Raw genomic sequence first — 16,194 nt, forward strand, 5'->3', positions numbered from 1 at the left:
AACCGCGACCGAGCAAGTTCAATCTGATGCCCGGTTAACAAGTTGTTCGGCTCGATAAAATTAATGTTCGACGGCGACGCCAAAAATGGCGCGTCAAAATTATTCTGGGAGGGGGAAGCTAATGTCACGAACTATAAACACATGCTCAATCGAGGGGCTTAACCTGCTCTGGGCTACAACGGCAATGACAGCTGTCGTGTTCGCAGCCACACCAGCAACAGCACAAGACGCCTCAACGGAGCGCAGTGACGCAGCGAATGAGGAAATTGTCGTCACTGCATCGCGTACCGCCCAAAATGGTCTTGACGCACCAACCCCAACACAGATCATCGGCGCCGACGTCATCGATCGTCAGGCCGCAACCACGGTCATGGAAGTTCTGAACCAGAACCCTGCATTCAAAGCCACTCGCTCTCCGGGGGCCAACGCAACCAACGTGTCCAGCCCGGGCCAGGCAACTGCCGATTTGCGCGCTCTTGGTGGACAGCGCACGCTCGTTCTTGTCAATGGATCGCGTGTCGTCCCGTTCGCCCCGGCCAGCAACCTGGGTGTGCCGACCACGACCGACCTCAACCTTATCCCCACCAACATGATTGAACGGATAGATGTTGTGACTGGAGGCGCGTCGGCGCTTTACGGTTCGGACGCCATATCTGGTGTCGTCAATCTGATCATGAAGAAAAGCCATGATGGCATCGACATCAAAGCCCAAAGCGGCATTTCGGATCAAGGCGACTATCGTACGTTCCGCATAGGCGCAATCGCTGGTACAAGCTTTGGCGATGACAGGGGCGATATTATACTGAGCCTCGATTATTCCGACAATAGTGGCGTCGGCAGCATCTATACGCGTGACTGGGGACGCAAGGAGGAACTCATCGTTCCCAATTCCGGGTCGGCAACCAACGGGCTGCCTGCGCAAATCCTCGCCGGCAATGTTGTAAACGCCCTCGGCCGGGGCGGCGTCATCGTGGGTGGCCCGGCCGCCCTTCTTGATATGACATTTACAGCGGACGGTCAGTCCATTCGTCCATTCGACCGCGGCACCATTACAGCTGGCCGCGTGATGATCGGTGGTGAAGGTCGCTCACTGATCGAGGACACGAGCCTCGTTCCCCCCGTCGAACGCTTTACCGCTTATGGCAGCATCTATTATGATTTTTCCGATAGCCTGACCGGCTATGTTGAAGGTGGCTGGGCGCGCACTGTCGGCGAACTGAATGGCGTGCCAATCCGGCTTACCAGCCAGCTCATCAAAAATGACAACGCCTATATTCCTGCTGCTGTACGAGCGCTTTTACCAGCAGGCACGGACCTTCGGATCAGCAAATTTGCCTCGGACTTCGGCGTTAACCAATATCGCGTCATCAACGAAACCCCGCATGGCACGATAGGCTTGAAGGGGGAAATTGGCGGTTCGTGGAACTGGGATGCCCATACCAGCTATGGTATCAACTATTACAAACAGCGCGGTACGCAATTGCCGGTCAGGGCAAATCTCGCCCGCGCGCTGGATGCCGTTGATGAGGGTGCTTTCCTGACCGGCACGGCAAATGGCAATATTGTCTGCCGCGACACTCTCAGCTCTGATGCGGCGGTCAGTGCCGCTGCGGCGGGCTGTGCGCCACTGAACTTCTTTGGCAACAGCAACTTCAGCCAGGCGGCATATGACTATGTCTTCGCGGCCAATGACGTCAATGTGAAATATACGCAGTTCACAGCGGCGGCGAATATCGTCGGTGACGTGTTTACACTGCCAGCCGGGCCAGTCAGAGTTGCAGTTGGTGGCGAATATCGTCGCGAAACCCAAAATCTTACTGCCGATCCGATAGCATCTCTGAATGGTTATCTCGGTTCCGGTAATGGCGTGCCTTATCAGGGCAAGTTCAACGTCAAGGAAGCTTATATTGAAGCAACAGTGCCTGTCCTGGCCGACATGGCTGGGTTCCAGCGCCTGGACCTCAATGGCGCAATTCGCTATGCGGATTATAGCACTGCAGGCGGCCAGACTGCCTGGAAACTCGGTGGTATTTGGGAGCCGGTCGAAGGCCTGAACATCCGTGTTAGCCGCTCGCGCGATATCCGCGCACCTGCTATCAATGAACTGAACAGCCCTGGCAGCAACGTGAATTCTACCATCACATTGCAGGTGCCCGGCAATCCGGTCGCGCGTACTTATGTGATCCCGCAAAACTCTTCGGCGGGCAATCCCAACCTCAATCCCGAAAAAGCCGACACCTTTACCGCGGGCTTCGCTTTCAAAGGCACGGATTCGCTCTCCGGACTGGGCTTGTCGGTTGATTATTACCGCATCAAGATCAACGGTGCGATCTCTAACCTGACAGCAGCGGTTGTGGCGGGGCTATGCGGTGAAGGTGATACCTTCTTCTGTGACCAGTTCACATACGGCCCCGACCCGGTCAATGTGGGCGAGCAAAGGCCAATTGCTCTCGTGTCCGGAACGCTCAATATCGGCGCCTTTAAACAGGAGGGCATTGATATGACGGTTAACTATCGGACCGATGCAGACTTCCTGGGAGACGGTGGTTATTACAGCCTCGGCGCCAGCGGCACCTACGTACTGCATTCCGAAGTTGACCCCGGCACACCCGGTTCGTCAGCCGTTGACCAAGCAGGAGTACATAATCCCTATACGCTTGGCGCGATCCCGACTTTCCGTGGCAATCTGTCCCAGACAGTGGGCAATGATAAATGGAATGCCACCTTGCAAACCATTTTCATCAGCAAGGGCATACAGGACGTTCGCTATGAAAATGGCGTAGCAAACGACAATTCCGTGCCCGCAGTGGCCTATTTTAATCTCTTCGGCCGCTTTTATGCTGGCGATGAAAAGAAGTTTGAGCTCTTCTGGGCGGTCAACAATCTGCTCGACAAGGATCCGCCGACGACCCCTTATTTCATCCTGAACGCCCCGGTAAACGGCCAGTATTACGACAAAGTGGGCCGAAACTATATGGTGGGTGCGAGGGTTCACTTCTAAGCTTAGATTCGATCCTGTTAAACTCTGCGCCCCTTTTTTGGGGCGCATTTTTTTGGGTCTGAAAAAGCTGCGGTTACGGAGAATCTATTGATTCGCATTCCGCCTGCGCTGTGCTGCCCCGGACAGCGCAGCGATGACGCAAAAACGAAAGCATAGGGGACACAATTACAACCCTTCGATCTCCAGCGATTCTGCGCGTTTCAGATAGTCACGCCCGGGAACGTCGTTTTTTTGCAATTTGGTTGAATTTTAGTCTTGTCTATTTACAAATGTTCGTCATAAACAATCGTCATTCGTTATTTCATAACTCATGTCAAGCGGATGCAATTGTGAAACTTGAAGGGTTAAAGGCCGGCGGATGATCGGCCTGACATATAATTCTCAGGAAATCGCGCCAACCAACTAGGCCGAACCTGTTTCAGGGAAAGGAGAGAGAAATGCCTTGCATATTCAATCAACATAAACGGATTCGTTCCAGCCGATTAATGGTTACAACTGCGATGACAGCAGCTGCATTGATGACGACTGCAGCTAACGCCCAAGACGGAAACCCTGCAGTTGATACTGATGAAACAGCAACCGATGAAATCGTCGTTACGGCATCACGTACGGCACAAAATGGCCTCCAAGCGGCCACTCCCACACAGATAGTGAGCGCTGAAGTTATTGAGAAGCAAGCCGTTACAACTGTGATGGAAGTTCTCAATCAGAACCCCGCATTCAAGGCCACGCGTTCACCCGGTGCCAACGCCACCAATACCTCCAGCCCGGCACAGGCAACCGCCGATCTCCGCGCTCTGGGCGGTCAGCGTACATTGGTGCTGGTCAACCAGTCACGCGTTGTCCCGTTCGCGCCGGCCAGCAATTTGGGCGTCCCGACGACAACCGACCTAAACCTGTTTCCCACGATGATGATCGACCGGGTCGATGTCGTGACGGGCGGCGCATCAGCCCTTTATGGTTCAGATGCGGTTTCCGGTGTCGTCAACATCATCATGAAAAAGGAATATGAGGGTATCAATATCACTGCCCAGTCGGGTATTTCCCAGCAAGGCGACTATCGCACACAGCGTGTCGGCTTCATCGGCGGGACCAATTTCAACAATGATAGCGGCAAGTTCGTACTCAGCCTCGATTACTCAAAAAATGATGGTGTTTCGGATATTTATACCCGCGACTGGGGCCGCGAAGAGTGGATGATCGTAAGCAACGGCCAGCGTGCAACCAATGGCCTTACGGCTTTCATTCTGGCACCCAATGTTCATAATAATCTGGGCCAAGCCGGTGTGATATTGAGTGGTAGAACCACAACCGGTTCTACGGTCAATAATCTCGCTGGCCTCACCGGCATGTCGTTCAATCCCGACGGGTCGCTCCGTCCTTTTGACAAAGGGGCCATTTTTGGCGGTTCGACCATGATCGGCGGCGAGGGCGCTTCAATCATCAAGCGCACAGACCTTGTCCCTGCGGTAGAGCGCTTTACAGCCTATGGCAGCCTTTATTATGACTTTTCCGATACGCTGACCGGCTATATCGAAGGTGGCTTTTCCAAGTCTATTGGCACGCTCGACGGTGTTCCGATCCGCCTTTCGCGACAGACGATACAGGTGGACAATGCGTTCCTTCCGGATGATGTAAAAGCTTTGCTTCCGGCAAATATAGCAAGCTTCGATATCAGCCGCATCGCCTATGATATTCCGAACAACATCTACCGAATTACCAACGAGACCCCCCATGTCGTCGCTGGGCTAGAGGGCAAATTGGGCGATGTATGGAAATGGGATGCACATATGTCTTATGGCGTTAATAATTACGCCTCCGAGACCACCCGAAACCCTGTACGAGCCAATCTGAACTTCGCTATCGATGCCGTCGATCAGGGCCTCTATCTCAACGGTGTCGCCAATGGCAATATTGTCTGCCGCGCTGTGGCCGACGGCGATCCCGCGGCTGCCGGGTGCGTTCCCTTAAATCTCTTTGGCGAGGGAAATTCGACGGCTGCCAGCAACGAATATATCTGGGGCGAAGGCCTAGCCAAGGTAAAATATGATCAGGTCACAGCAGCCTTTAACTTGGTCGGCGAGCTCTTCTCGACGGGGGCGGGCCCTGTCTCTGTCGCCTTTGGTGGAGAATATCGCAAGGAAACACAGGAGCTGACCGCAGATGCAGTAGCATCCGCCAATGGCTTCCTTACGGCCGGGAATGCCGTGCCCTATTCCGGCAGCTTTAACGTCAAAGAAGCCTATATAGAAACCACGGTGCCCTTGCTGACAGACACTCCCTTTGCAGAATCATTGAGCCTCAACGGAGCGGCCCGCTATGCAGATTACAGCTCGTCTGGTGGGCTTACGGCATGGAAGCTTGGCGGCGTGTGGGAGCCGACAAATGGTCTCAACATCCGTGTTGCACGATCGCGTGACATTCGCGCACCTGCAATCAACGAACTGGCAAGTCCGGGCAGCAATGTCACCAACAATGTTACCCTGGTGGTGGATGGCGTGACCAAGAACGCCGTAATCCCGCAAAATACCAGCGCAGGAAATCCCAATGCCGGTGCGGAATTTGCGGACACGTTCACAGCCGGTTTCGCTTATCAGGGCAGCGGCGCGCTGCATGGCCTCGGTCTGTCGGTCGATTATTATCACATCAAGATCAAGGACGCGATCACCAACCTATCATCGGTCAATATTGCGAGCCTCTGCAGCAGCGGCGAACAGTCTTTCTGTGATCTGTTCAGCTATGGCCCGGACACGAACACGGCTGATCCCAATGACCGTATCCACACCGGCCTGGTCTCAGGTTCGCTCAATGTCGGCGCTTTCGAACAAGAGGGCATCGACATGACATTAAATTATGGCAGCGATGTCAATTTTCTGGGAGATGGTGGCCGGTACAGTATAGCTGCCAGTGGCACCTATATTTTTCACGCCTATGTAGACTCAGGAACAGGCGCTGCACCGATTGACCGCGCAGGAGAAAATGGCTGGGCCAATCTTGGAGCCATACCCACCTTCCGCGGCAATCTGTCGCAGACTCTGGGCAACAATGAATGGCAAGTGACCTTGCAGACAATTTTCATCAGCAAGGGCAAGCAGGATGTCGTTTACAACACCCTGCCGACCAACACGATCAACGACAATACGGTTCCGGCGGTCACCTATTTCAATCTCTTCGGCAAATTCTTCGTGGGTGAGGAGAAGGATTTCGAGTTTTTCGGGGCGATCAACAATCTCTTCGACAAAGATCCACCGCCGACTCCCTACATCATCCTCAACGGCCCGGTGAATGGCCAATATTACGACAAGGTTGGCCGCAATTTCATGGTCGGCGTGAGGAAACGCTTCTGATAAGTAGTTTTCTCGTTTCGGGGGGCGCTTCTTGATCGAGCGCCCCTTTTTTACCGGAGTATCGCAGGCAAGGATATGATCCATAGATCAGGCACCAAGCTGACCAGCCATATCGGCCTGCCCTTCCTCGCAATCTTGCTAGCAGGATGTCAGACCATGCAGAATGATGCGTCCCAACCACTTTTCGATACACATGCCCATTTCTTTAGCGATGATACGGGGCGCTATCCGATCAATAGTAAAGGTGCCAAGGAAGGCGCCGAAGCCCTGCGCCAACGCATCATATCCCACCCTTCTACACCGGAGAATATACTGGCCCTGTGGGATGCCAGCGCAGTAACAGGCGGTGCCGGCGTACAATATAGCAGCGCGTACAAAACCGATAACAGCTATCTGCTGGACAGTTCAGATGCGTATCCCGACCGTATATCGGCGGTTGTAATCCTTGATGCAACGGCCCCGGAAACTCCGGCAAAATTACGGGACATGGTTACCCGGCATGGCGTGACCGGCCTGCGCTTGACCGGCTTCGCGGCAGAGGACGGCAGCTATCCGTGGCTCAATTCGGAAACAGCACTCGCGACATGGGCCGAGGCCAACCGGCTCGGCATCGCTGTCGAGCTGATGCCCCTACCTGCGCGCACGGCCACGACCGCGCTCGGACATATCAAGCACCTTGCCCGGTCTTTTCCCAATGTAAAAATCATAGTCGACCATATTGGTTGGCCCGACCTCAAGGGCGCACCCGACTATGGGATTAGTGAAGCTCATCGTGCACTACAGCCGCTCGACAATGTCTATTTCAAACTGACAACCATCAACCTCAATAATCTCGATCGCGAAGGACTATCGTCATCACAATTTGTGCGTCACGTCATCGATATATTCGGTGCAGACCGGGTGATGTGGGGTTCGGATTATGGCAACACGCAAGGTGAGTTTGTCGATATGGTGCACCGTGCCCGCACAGCAACCGAGCTGCTGAACGCAGTGGAACGCCGCAAGGTACTGCACGACACTGGCAAAGCCATATTAGGCCGCAAGTAAATAAAGCCTCAGCTAAAATTCAATTGTTGGCCGCCCTTGAAAAGATTTTCCAGTTCGCGGCGCGTGCACAGCCATCGCTCTTCCCCCTCATCCCAGCGGAAAGTCTCGGTTGCACGACTGATCCGGGTCGGGGCCGTGCTTTCCAGCGGGGCTTCGCCATCGGCTGCCCATAGCAGCATATACCAATTGGCGGTCGCGCCGCCCTTCCCGTCAAATTCCGCGCGAAAATTGCTGAAACCGTGTACTGCCACACGCGCGCCGCGCGCCTCTCGCCAGCTGTAGAATTCTTGAATCGCTTCACGCCCCTCACGATTGAGCTTGCCGGATTTATAAACGGCTTCAGGCGCATAATATTCGCCCGCATGCCGCCCCCAATTGGTATCCACATCGTGCCAGAAATCCGCCAGACCCATCTCTAGCTCTGCTGTGGCGATTGCGCGTTCTCTTCGATTCATGACCAATACTCCATCATTCAAAAAATAATTTGCGTGCCGTCTCGTCGATCATGGCCCGTGTGGCAGGGTCAGGGACAAGGCTGTGATAATATGCCAGCGCACCCGGGTAGTCAGACGTGTCTTCATGGTTGATGAAAGGCGCATCGCTGCCCCACAAGAGCCGCCCGGGACCGCCTTCCGCCAACAGACGTTCGGTACATCGCGCTGTCACCTCTGCAGGAATGCGAAAGCCCGCAGAGAGCTTGACCCATGTTCTTCCCTTGGCAACGGCCCGTAGCATGGCATCTGTACCAGCGTCATCGCCTCCATTTTCCTGGGGAGGCACACCAAAATGATCGAGCACAACATCAACGCCCTGCTCCAAAATCGCAGGGAGAAGCTCGGGCAATCGTGCCCCACCCGCTAGCAATTCGACATGTAGCCCGCACTCCGCCAGATGGCGAAAGAAGGAACGCCATGGATCGGACCGGACATCTGGCAAGGACTCAAGCCGCCGCCACACCAATCTGACCCCGACCACTCCTTTCATCGAAACAGCCCGGATAGTAGCCAAAGGCGTGTCTGGCTCCAGAATGATCGTCGCGCGCAAATTGGGATGGGCTGCGAGGCATTCCAGCGTATAGTCATTATAGTCGCCAAACAGGCTGGCGGCGGCAATGACACCATGGGTTAGCCCATGTTTGGCGAGGTCCGAAAGAAATGCCTCGACCGGATATTCATAGCCCGGCCGTGAATGAGCGCTGGCGGCAAAAGGCATATCCCTGGTGAAAATATGCGCATGGCAGTCTATTTGCGGCGCACCTCCGCGCCTTGCCGCTGGTTCAGTGCCCGACATTGGACCGCGTAACCTTTGGCGCACCCGGCATGGTCATCAGCAGAAACGAGAATATCCCGGCGCTAGCCAGTGGTACGGCAAGCAACATGAACAGCCCGGTGGCACTCATCCCAGACGTAACGATATAGCCGTACATGGGCGCGAAAATAGAGGCGACCCGCCCGGCACCATAAGCCCAGCCTATGCCAGTGGCCCGAACCTTGGGCGGATAAAGCGCAGCGGCAAGGGCTGCGATACCAGCCTGTCCGCCATGTTGGAAAACCGCCATGAACGCCACGGCTACAAACATGCCCCACCCTGGTGCCAAGACCCCGATCATCGAGACGCCTATCGCCGCCAACCCGAATGCGAGCGGCATGACCAGCCGGAAACCAAGCCGGTCGATAAACCAGCCGATCGTCAACATGCCAAGGAAACCGCCAATAGTATTGGTCGCATTAATTGCCGCAACGCCCTGCCAGTCCAATCCGATAACATCTTTGAAAATCGTGGATTTCCAGACCCCTGCCGTGATGAAGACAAAGCTCGAAATGGCAACGGCCCACATCATGAGAGTTTTTACCAGTTGTTTGCGACCAAATATCTCGGCCATATTGCTGCCGACATGTTCCTGCCCGGCTGCAACCTGCGCCGTAATGGTTACAGGTTTTGCGCCTTTAGGCTGCATACGCGCGACAATTGACGGAATTTTCGGGTCATCGGGATTGCGCGCTACGGTCGAGCGAAGCGATTCTGGCAGGAACAGCCAGATCATCGGAAGCATGACAGCAGGCATGAGTGCCGCAATCCAGAATGCGCCGTGCCATCCATAATCCTCAAGAACGAAAGCTTGCATGGCAGCACCAAACAAGGCCCCGATCATCGTACCCGAAACCGTGATCGTACTCATCGTCGAACGCAAGCGCTGCGGTGCCGCTTCGGATGCCAGTGTCACCAATACCGGTAACATCGCAGTTCCGCACAATCCTGCAATAAACCGTAAAATAGCGAATGGCACGAGCGAGCTCGTATTCAGAATCGCCAGAGCACTAAGCATCATGCCCCCATAGCAGACCAGCAAAACCCGCGGACGCCCCATCTTGTCCGCAAGGGGAGGAATGAAGAAGGCCCCGATAAGCATGCCGACTTGCTGGGCAACCATAGCGGAGGTCATCGCTTCACGCGGAACTCCAAAATCTTCGGCCAGCAAGGGTAAGATCCAGCCGACAACATATAGTTCGTAGCCATCTATCGCTGCAAGCACGGTGCAAAGGACCAGGACGATCAGATGGAAACGATTGAATTTCAACCCATCGACAAATTCGTCGACCCCCATATCATGCGTTCCGTCACCTGCCATGGCCTGCTCTCCTCACTGATTATATTTATCCTACCGACTGAACAGTGCCAGAGCATCTATGTCAATCATGTTTAACATATGGCATTTGCTATATACAAATAAATGATCCCGCGCCATATAGAGTGAGATAAGAATTTTTAGGAACTGCCCAAGGCATTGCGGCAGCAAGAATGAGGATCAAATGCGTATGAACGCTGCCACCGCACCCGTATTTGATGTCATCGCAGACTGGGAAAAGCTGCCTGCAGATGTGTCTCATAAGGATGTGACAGGAGTGGCAGTCGATTCGAAAGACCGCGTGTATCTTTTCACGCGCTTCCCCCACCGCATATTGATCTACAATCGTGATGGACATTTCATAAAGTCATGGGGGGATGACCTCTTCACCATGGCGCATGGTTTGACCATAGGCCCGGATGATCGGGTTTATTGCGTCGACAATGGCGACCACAGCATCCGCGTCTTCACGCTGGATGGCGAGCCGGTCATGACGATAGGTACGCCAGGAGAGCCCTCCGACACAGGATATGAACGCCTCCCGAATATCGAGGTGCACGCCTGTGAATGTATTCAATATCCCGGCGGACCGTTCAACCGCTGTACTAACCTTGCTGTTGCGCCGAATGGCGAGCTTTATGTAGCGGACGGATATGGGAATTGCCGTGTGCATCGTTTCACGGCGGACGGCGAGCTCATCCAGTCATGGGGTGAAATCGGTGTCGGACCGGGAGAATTTCACTTGCCTCACGGCATCGCCTGCGATGCGCAGGGCCGTGTATTGGTCTGCGACCGGGAAAATGACCGCATCCAGATTTTCTCCCCGGATGGTGAATTTCTGGATCAATGGACCGATATTTATCGCCCAAGCGACCTCACCATAGACGCCGATGGGCTCACATATGTAGCCGAGCTTTGGCGACCCAAGGGCAAGAAGAGTTTCGTCCATGGAGAAATGATGGTCGATCACCCCGGCAGGGTCAGTGTGCTGGACGATACAGGCCGCGTCCTGGACCGCTGGGGCGGCTCCTCCGACGAGCGCCATATGCCGGGTAATTTTATCGCTCCCCATAGCATCGCAATCGACAGTCATGGCGACGTCTATGTCGCCGAAGTACCCTATAGTTTCGCACTACGTCCCGGCTGGATCGATGAGGCCCACGCCGATCACCAAATACAAAAATTCATCCGCCGGAGCTGAAACCAGGCCCGCTATTTTAAAGGAGAAGATAATGCGTCGTTCAACAGATCATATTTTAACCACTCATGGTGGCAACCTGCCCCGCCCGGATGATCTCAACGCCCTGCTCGCACAGGCAGATGAAAATCAGGAAGCAATACAACAGCGCTTGCCGCTTGCAGTAAGCGAAGTGGTCGACAAGCAGATCGAGTGCGGAGTGGATATCATCAACGACGGCGAATATGTCAAAGCCGCCAATATGGGTAGCTACACCAGCTATATAGCTGCGCGCGTTCAGGGACTGGAGGCCCTCCCTCGCGATCCCGACGCTCAGCCCAAACGCGCTGGCCCGGGCGAACGCGACCGACTTGATTTTCCCGGCTTCTATGAGTCCGGATTATGGTTTGCTGGCGCAGGCGGTCCGGTTCGCCCGGGATTCATGACCCCCGGCAAGAAACCGCAACCAAATCCGAATGAGAAAGTCTGTACCGGCCCGCTCAAATATGTCGGCCAAGAGGCTATCGGAAAAGATATCAAGGCGTTGAAAAAGGGCATTGAAGGCAAGAGCAATGTCGATGGCTTCATCGCTGCACTAGGTCCGCTCAGTACCGGCGCAGGCGGCCGTAACGCCCATTATCGCGATGAGCGCGACTATATGATGGCGATCGCGGAAACGATGCGCGAGGAATATAAGGCGATTACTGACGCCGGCCTGATCGTCCAGCTTGATGAACCGGAATTTGCCACGACATGGATGTTCTATCCCGACTGGTCGGTTGAGGATTATCGCAAACATCTCGAATTTGCTGTCGAAGTGATCAACCACTCTATCGAGGGCCTCCCTGAAGAGCAGATCCGTTTCCATATGTGCTGGGGCAGCGGCCATCGTCCGCATGTTCATGACATCGAATTCCGCCACATTGTGGACCTGATGCTCAAGATCAATGCTCAATGCTATACATTCGAGGCGAGCAACCCGCGTCATGCCCATGAATATCATGTATTCGAGGATGTGAAGCTCCCGGATGGCAAGATTATCTGTCCGGGCGTCGTTGGTCATTATACTGATCTGGTGGAACATCCCGAGCTGGTTGCCGAGCGGCTTGTCAACTATGGCAAGATCGTCGGCATGGAAAATCTGCAAGGCGGTACAGACTGCGGCATCGGTTCGCGTGTCGGACATGAAGAGATTGTCTGGGCCAAGCTCAGCGCGATGGCTGAAGGGGCGGCAATCGCCAGCGCGCGTTTGAAAGGCAAATAGACTTTTGCATTAGACAATCATCGGTTGATGGACATGCCTCCACGGGATAGCGCCATCAGCCGATGCTGTTAAATACTGGACACAAAGCCCATGTTCCTACAAATAGAAGAGCATGAGGAAATCAGATAGTCCAAAAATTACGGCCGATGCACCCTCAATCCTATATTTGATCAAGCAAGTCCAATACCGTGCCTTCGTTCAGCTGGAATCTGTGCTTCAGCCCCTTGGCATTACTGCCGTTCAGTTTCGCGTATTGACGACTATATCCTCTCGTCCGAGCATTTCCTCTGCCGAGTTGGCCAGAGTATATGATGTGAAACCGCAGACGATGATCAAGCAGATCGCGACGCTTGAATCCAAAGGCCTGATCGCTCGCCAGACCAGCGAGAAGAATAAGCGTCAACTGGATTTAACCCTGACAGACGCAGGAAAAGCATGCCTCGATACATGTCGAACGGGTGCGCAAGCTTTGGAGAAAAATCTCATGGCTCCGCTGAACGACGCAGAGCAGGACGAGCTCCGCAAATATCTGTTGCGCCTGAGTGAATCACTTGCTCCACCGCAACCCGAAAGCAGCCAACGAGACAATGAAGAGTTTAAACAGGAGTTTCGACGCGCCGGTGTGCAGCGTGTCTGACCTCCGCTTATTTTTATATCACCGCCCCGATAAGCGTTAAATATATCAAATCGCAACTCCAGCTATTATTCTGCACAATTTCCGAGCCGACAGGAATTTCCTAGCAGGCCCGGTATGGCTTCCTAGTGCGCAGGTGAACGATGCGCCGGATTCAGTGGCTTGATGGTTAGCAACAGCCATATGGCGAGCGCAGCCAGCGACAACGGGCCGGCAAGCAGAAAGAAATAGCCGATCGCCCCCCAGCCATGCTCCAGGGCAAGGGCTCCATAAACCGGGCCTATGATTGAGGTCATGCGCCCCGCCCCGTAGGCCCAGCCCACGCCAGTAGCCCGGTTGCGCGTGGGATAGAGAGTCGACGCTATCGAAGCGAGCCCCGCGTGGGCCGCATGTTGTGTCGCAGCATTCACCGCCAGAGCCACATACATGCCCCACGCAGGTGCTAACAGCCCCATTGCTACCGCAGCCAAGGATGCAGCGAAGAAATAGGTCGGTACGATCACCTTAAATCCAAAACGGTCGATCATCATACCGATAGTCACCATACCGATACCGCCAAAAACCGTGCCGATACCAGTAGCAAGACCAACCTGTTCCCAGTTCAATCCGATCACATCGTGAAATACCGTGGTCTTCCACAATGCAGCACTTATGAAACCGAAGCTCCCTATGAAGCCGAGCCAAAGCAATAATGTCGGGATCCTGAACTCCGGGCGAAGCAGGTCTGTAACAAGTCTCAAGCCGCTAAGTTTCTTGGTTCCAGCGGACGTCGCGACAGGGACAATCTCGATAGTCTCGCCCTTGGGAATAAGCGTCGATATAATCGTCATGATCCGGGGATCATGGGGATTTCGCGCAGCGAGAAATTTGGGTGACTCCGGCAGATACATGAAAATTATCGGCAACAGAAGAAGCGGCAACGCGGTGCCGATCCAGAAAGCAATATGCCATCCATAAGGTTCGAGCAGAAATGCCTGCATAGCCGACCCCAACAAGGCGCCGGGCATCGAACCCGCCAATACGATCGTGACCATAGTCGAGCGTTTTCGCGAAGGAGACAATTCTGAAGTCAAGGCGACCACATTAGCGATTACCGAACTCGCGAATATCCCCGTCAACAGCCGGCAGACGGCCAGCTCCATTACACTGGTCGTGAATATCGATAGGAAGCAGCTAGCCGAGACTGCCGCCAGGCACAGCGTCAACAAGCGCTTTCGCCCGACTCTGTCTGCAATCGGCGCTACAAAATAGGCCCCCAGCACCATGCCTGCCTGCTGCGTCATCAACACCCAGGTCAGTGACGTACGCGACACCCCAAAATCGTCTGAAAGCTTTGGCAGTACCCATGATAGTAACGCTAGGTCGAACCCATCGACCATCATCGCCATCGCACCAATGAACATCACCTTCCAGTGGAAGGGACCAAATTTAACATCATCAAGAAACGACTCGATATCTATGGACGTCTTCCCACCAAGCTCAGCCATTTTGAATCCTCTCATTCCTCATCGGCGGTGCCTCGTTGCAGCCTATGCGCGACTGAAAACACAAGCCTGAAGGCTTATAGGCACACCAAAATCAGGAGGCTCCCCCTCCCCGAAGGGTGTCGGAATTATCTCATTTCCCGATAGGGCTTCTTGCCCTCTTCACATATAACAGTCTGTCTGTTATAAGCCTGGCTGTCAACAGGTAGTTGGTGGCCGGAAAACATGGCAAAAATGCCGATAGGATACCGAGTCGCACTGACATTTTTACAAAGTGTCAAATATCAAGGAGGAGAGTAGCTATGCAATTCGGACTATTTTATGAGCATCAGTCGCCAGCGCCATTCAGCGCCGAGCAAGACCATCGTGTCTACCAGAACGCATTGACCGAACTCGAAATGGCCGACCAGCTTGGCTATGATTATGCATGGCTGGTCGAACATCATTTTCTTGAAGAATATTCCCATAGCTCTGCTCCAGAAGTCTTTCTTGGCGCGCTCAGCCAACGCACCAAGCGTATAAGACTTGGCCATGGCATTTGCGTCATGCCGCCATCTATTAACCATCCAGTCCGTGTCGCCGAGCGCATTGCGACACTCGACCTTCTGTCAAGCGGCCGTGTCGAATGGGGCACAGGAGAAAGCGGCACAGCAATGGAACTGGAAGGCTTCGGTGTGGATGTCGACACCAAGAAAGAAGCCTGGCGCGAAGCAACCGAGCAATGCGCCAATATGCTGACAATGAATCCTTACCCGGGTTATCAGGGAGAATATTTCTCGATGCCCACGCGCAACATAGTGCCCAAGCCCCTCCAAACTCCGCACCCACCGCTCTGGGTTGCCTGCTCACGCCGCGAGACCATTCTCGACGCCGCACGTAACGGCATGGGCGCCTTGGTTTTCGGTTTTGCTTCTCCGGAACAGGCCGGCAAATGGGTCAAAGAATATTATGATATTATCAAGTCCGACGAATGTGTCCCGATTGGCCATTCGGTCAACGCCAATTTCGCTATCGTGACGGCATTGTCTGTCAACGAAGATGAGCAGGAGGCCATAAATCGTGGCACTGAGGGCTTCAAGTATTTCGGCTATTCTCTCGGCTTTTATGCCTCTTTCGGCAAGATGCAGCCTGGACATTCGACGGTCTGGGAGAATTTCAAGAAAGCCGAAGATTCGATTGATGACAATCATGGCAACGGCGGGATCGGAACACCCGATCAGGTCTATGAACACTGCAAGGGCTATGCCGATGTCGGCGTGGACCAGATCATTTTCGTCCAGCAAACCGGTCCCGCCAACCATGAACATATTTGTGAATCGCTCACCCTGTTCGCCGACACGGTCATGCCGCGCCTTAAGCAGGATGAAGACGAACGGCTTGCGAAAAAAGCAGTCGAACTGGCACCTTATATCGAGGCGGCCTTAATGCGAAAATCCAAAATGAAACCGCTCAGCAAAGAAGAGATTGAAGAGGTTCGCTCCTTCGGGCTGCGCAAGAAGGAAGCGGGAACATTCGAAAATGTCCGCTCCGATCGTGGCGGTGGTGTCGCCGTGGTCGCGAACGATCCGCTAGCCCCGGTTGCCAACGCTCCCGAGAAAAAGCCGGCTTGAACCG

The 16,194-nt window shown here is 54.2% G+C and carries 11 protein-coding genes; 7 read left to right on the plus strand and 4 right to left on the minus strand.

All coding sequences use genetic code 11. The annotated features are described in order from the left end of the window. Positions 1-121: 121 nt before the first annotated feature. From ACN0WX_RS02510 to ACN0WX_RS02520, 3 genes are all read left to right on the plus strand, one after another. A complete protein-coding gene (locus tag ACN0WX_RS02510; RefSeq protein ID WP_417620694.1) occupies positions 122-3,001 on the plus strand; it encodes a TonB-dependent receptor plug domain-containing protein in 2,880 nt (959 codons plus the stop codon). 518 nt (positions 3,002-3,519) lie between these two features. Next, a complete protein-coding gene (locus ACN0WX_RS02515) occupies positions 3,520-6,348 on the plus strand; it encodes a TonB-dependent receptor plug domain-containing protein (protein ID WP_417620695.1) in 2,829 nt (942 codons plus the stop codon). A gap of 75 nt (positions 6,349-6,423) precedes the next feature. Continuing rightward, positions 6,424-7,395, plus strand: a complete 972-nt coding sequence (locus ACN0WX_RS02520; RefSeq protein ID WP_417620696.1) for an amidohydrolase family protein — start codon at positions 6,424-6,426, stop codon at positions 7,393-7,395. An 8-nt stretch (positions 7,396-7,403) separates the two neighbouring features. On the opposite strand, the gene ACN0WX_RS02525 is transcribed toward ACN0WX_RS02520, so the two are convergent. Genes ACN0WX_RS02525 through ACN0WX_RS02535 form a run of 3 tightly spaced genes read right to left on the minus strand, consistent with a single transcriptional unit; the run spans position 7,404 to position 10,024 of the window. Beyond that, positions 7,404-7,850: a hypothetical protein gene (locus ACN0WX_RS02525; protein ID WP_417620697.1), complete on the minus strand. Its 447-nt coding sequence runs from the start codon at positions 7,848-7,850 to the stop codon at positions 7,404-7,406. Between the two features lie 13 nt (positions 7,851-7,863). Beyond that, the gene (locus tag ACN0WX_RS02530; RefSeq protein ID WP_417620698.1) at positions 7,864-8,685 is read right to left on the minus strand and encodes an amidohydrolase family protein; all 822 of its coding nucleotides are present in this window, start codon (positions 8,683-8,685) and stop codon (positions 7,864-7,866) included. Further along, the gene (locus ACN0WX_RS02535) at positions 8,672-10,024 is read right to left on the minus strand and encodes an MFS transporter (protein WP_417620699.1); all 1,353 of its coding nucleotides are present in this window, start codon (positions 10,022-10,024) and stop codon (positions 8,672-8,674) included. The genes ACN0WX_RS02530 and ACN0WX_RS02535 overlap by 14 nt, the downstream gene beginning before the upstream one ends. Before the next feature lie 181 nt (positions 10,025-10,205). Between ACN0WX_RS02535 and ACN0WX_RS02540 the strand changes: the two genes are divergently transcribed. From ACN0WX_RS02540 to ACN0WX_RS02550, 3 genes are all read left to right on the plus strand, one after another. Then, a complete protein-coding gene (locus ACN0WX_RS02540) occupies positions 10,206-11,222 on the plus strand; it encodes a peptidyl-alpha-hydroxyglycine alpha-amidating lyase family protein (RefSeq protein WP_417620700.1) in 1,017 nt (338 codons plus the stop codon). 31 nt (positions 11,223-11,253) lie between these two features. Further along, positions 11,254-12,462, plus strand: a complete 1,209-nt coding sequence (locus tag ACN0WX_RS02545; protein ID WP_417620701.1) for a cobalamin-independent methionine synthase II family protein — start codon at positions 11,254-11,256, stop codon at positions 12,460-12,462. Between the two features lie 112 nt (positions 12,463-12,574). Then, positions 12,575-13,099, plus strand: a complete 525-nt coding sequence (locus ACN0WX_RS02550) for a MarR family winged helix-turn-helix transcriptional regulator (RefSeq protein ID WP_417620702.1) — start codon at positions 12,575-12,577, stop codon at positions 13,097-13,099. Positions 13,100-13,221: 122 nt separating this feature from the next. Here the strand turns inward: ACN0WX_RS02550 and ACN0WX_RS02555 are convergent, their stop codons facing one another. Continuing rightward, a complete protein-coding gene (locus ACN0WX_RS02555) occupies positions 13,222-14,583 on the minus strand; it encodes an MFS transporter (RefSeq protein WP_417620703.1) in 1,362 nt (453 codons plus the stop codon). Between the two features lie 299 nt (positions 14,584-14,882). Between ACN0WX_RS02555 and ACN0WX_RS02560 the strand changes: the two genes are divergently transcribed. Next, positions 14,883-16,190 (plus strand): LLM class flavin-dependent oxidoreductase, encoded by a 1,308-nt coding sequence (locus tag ACN0WX_RS02560; RefSeq protein ID WP_417620704.1) that lies wholly within the window; start codon positions 14,883-14,885, stop codon positions 16,188-16,190. The last annotated feature ends 4 nt before the right edge of the window (positions 16,191-16,194 follow it).

Source organism: Parasphingorhabdus sp. (assembly GCF_048269915.1).
GTDB lineage: Bacteria > Pseudomonadota > Alphaproteobacteria > Sphingomonadales > Sphingomonadaceae > Parasphingorhabdus.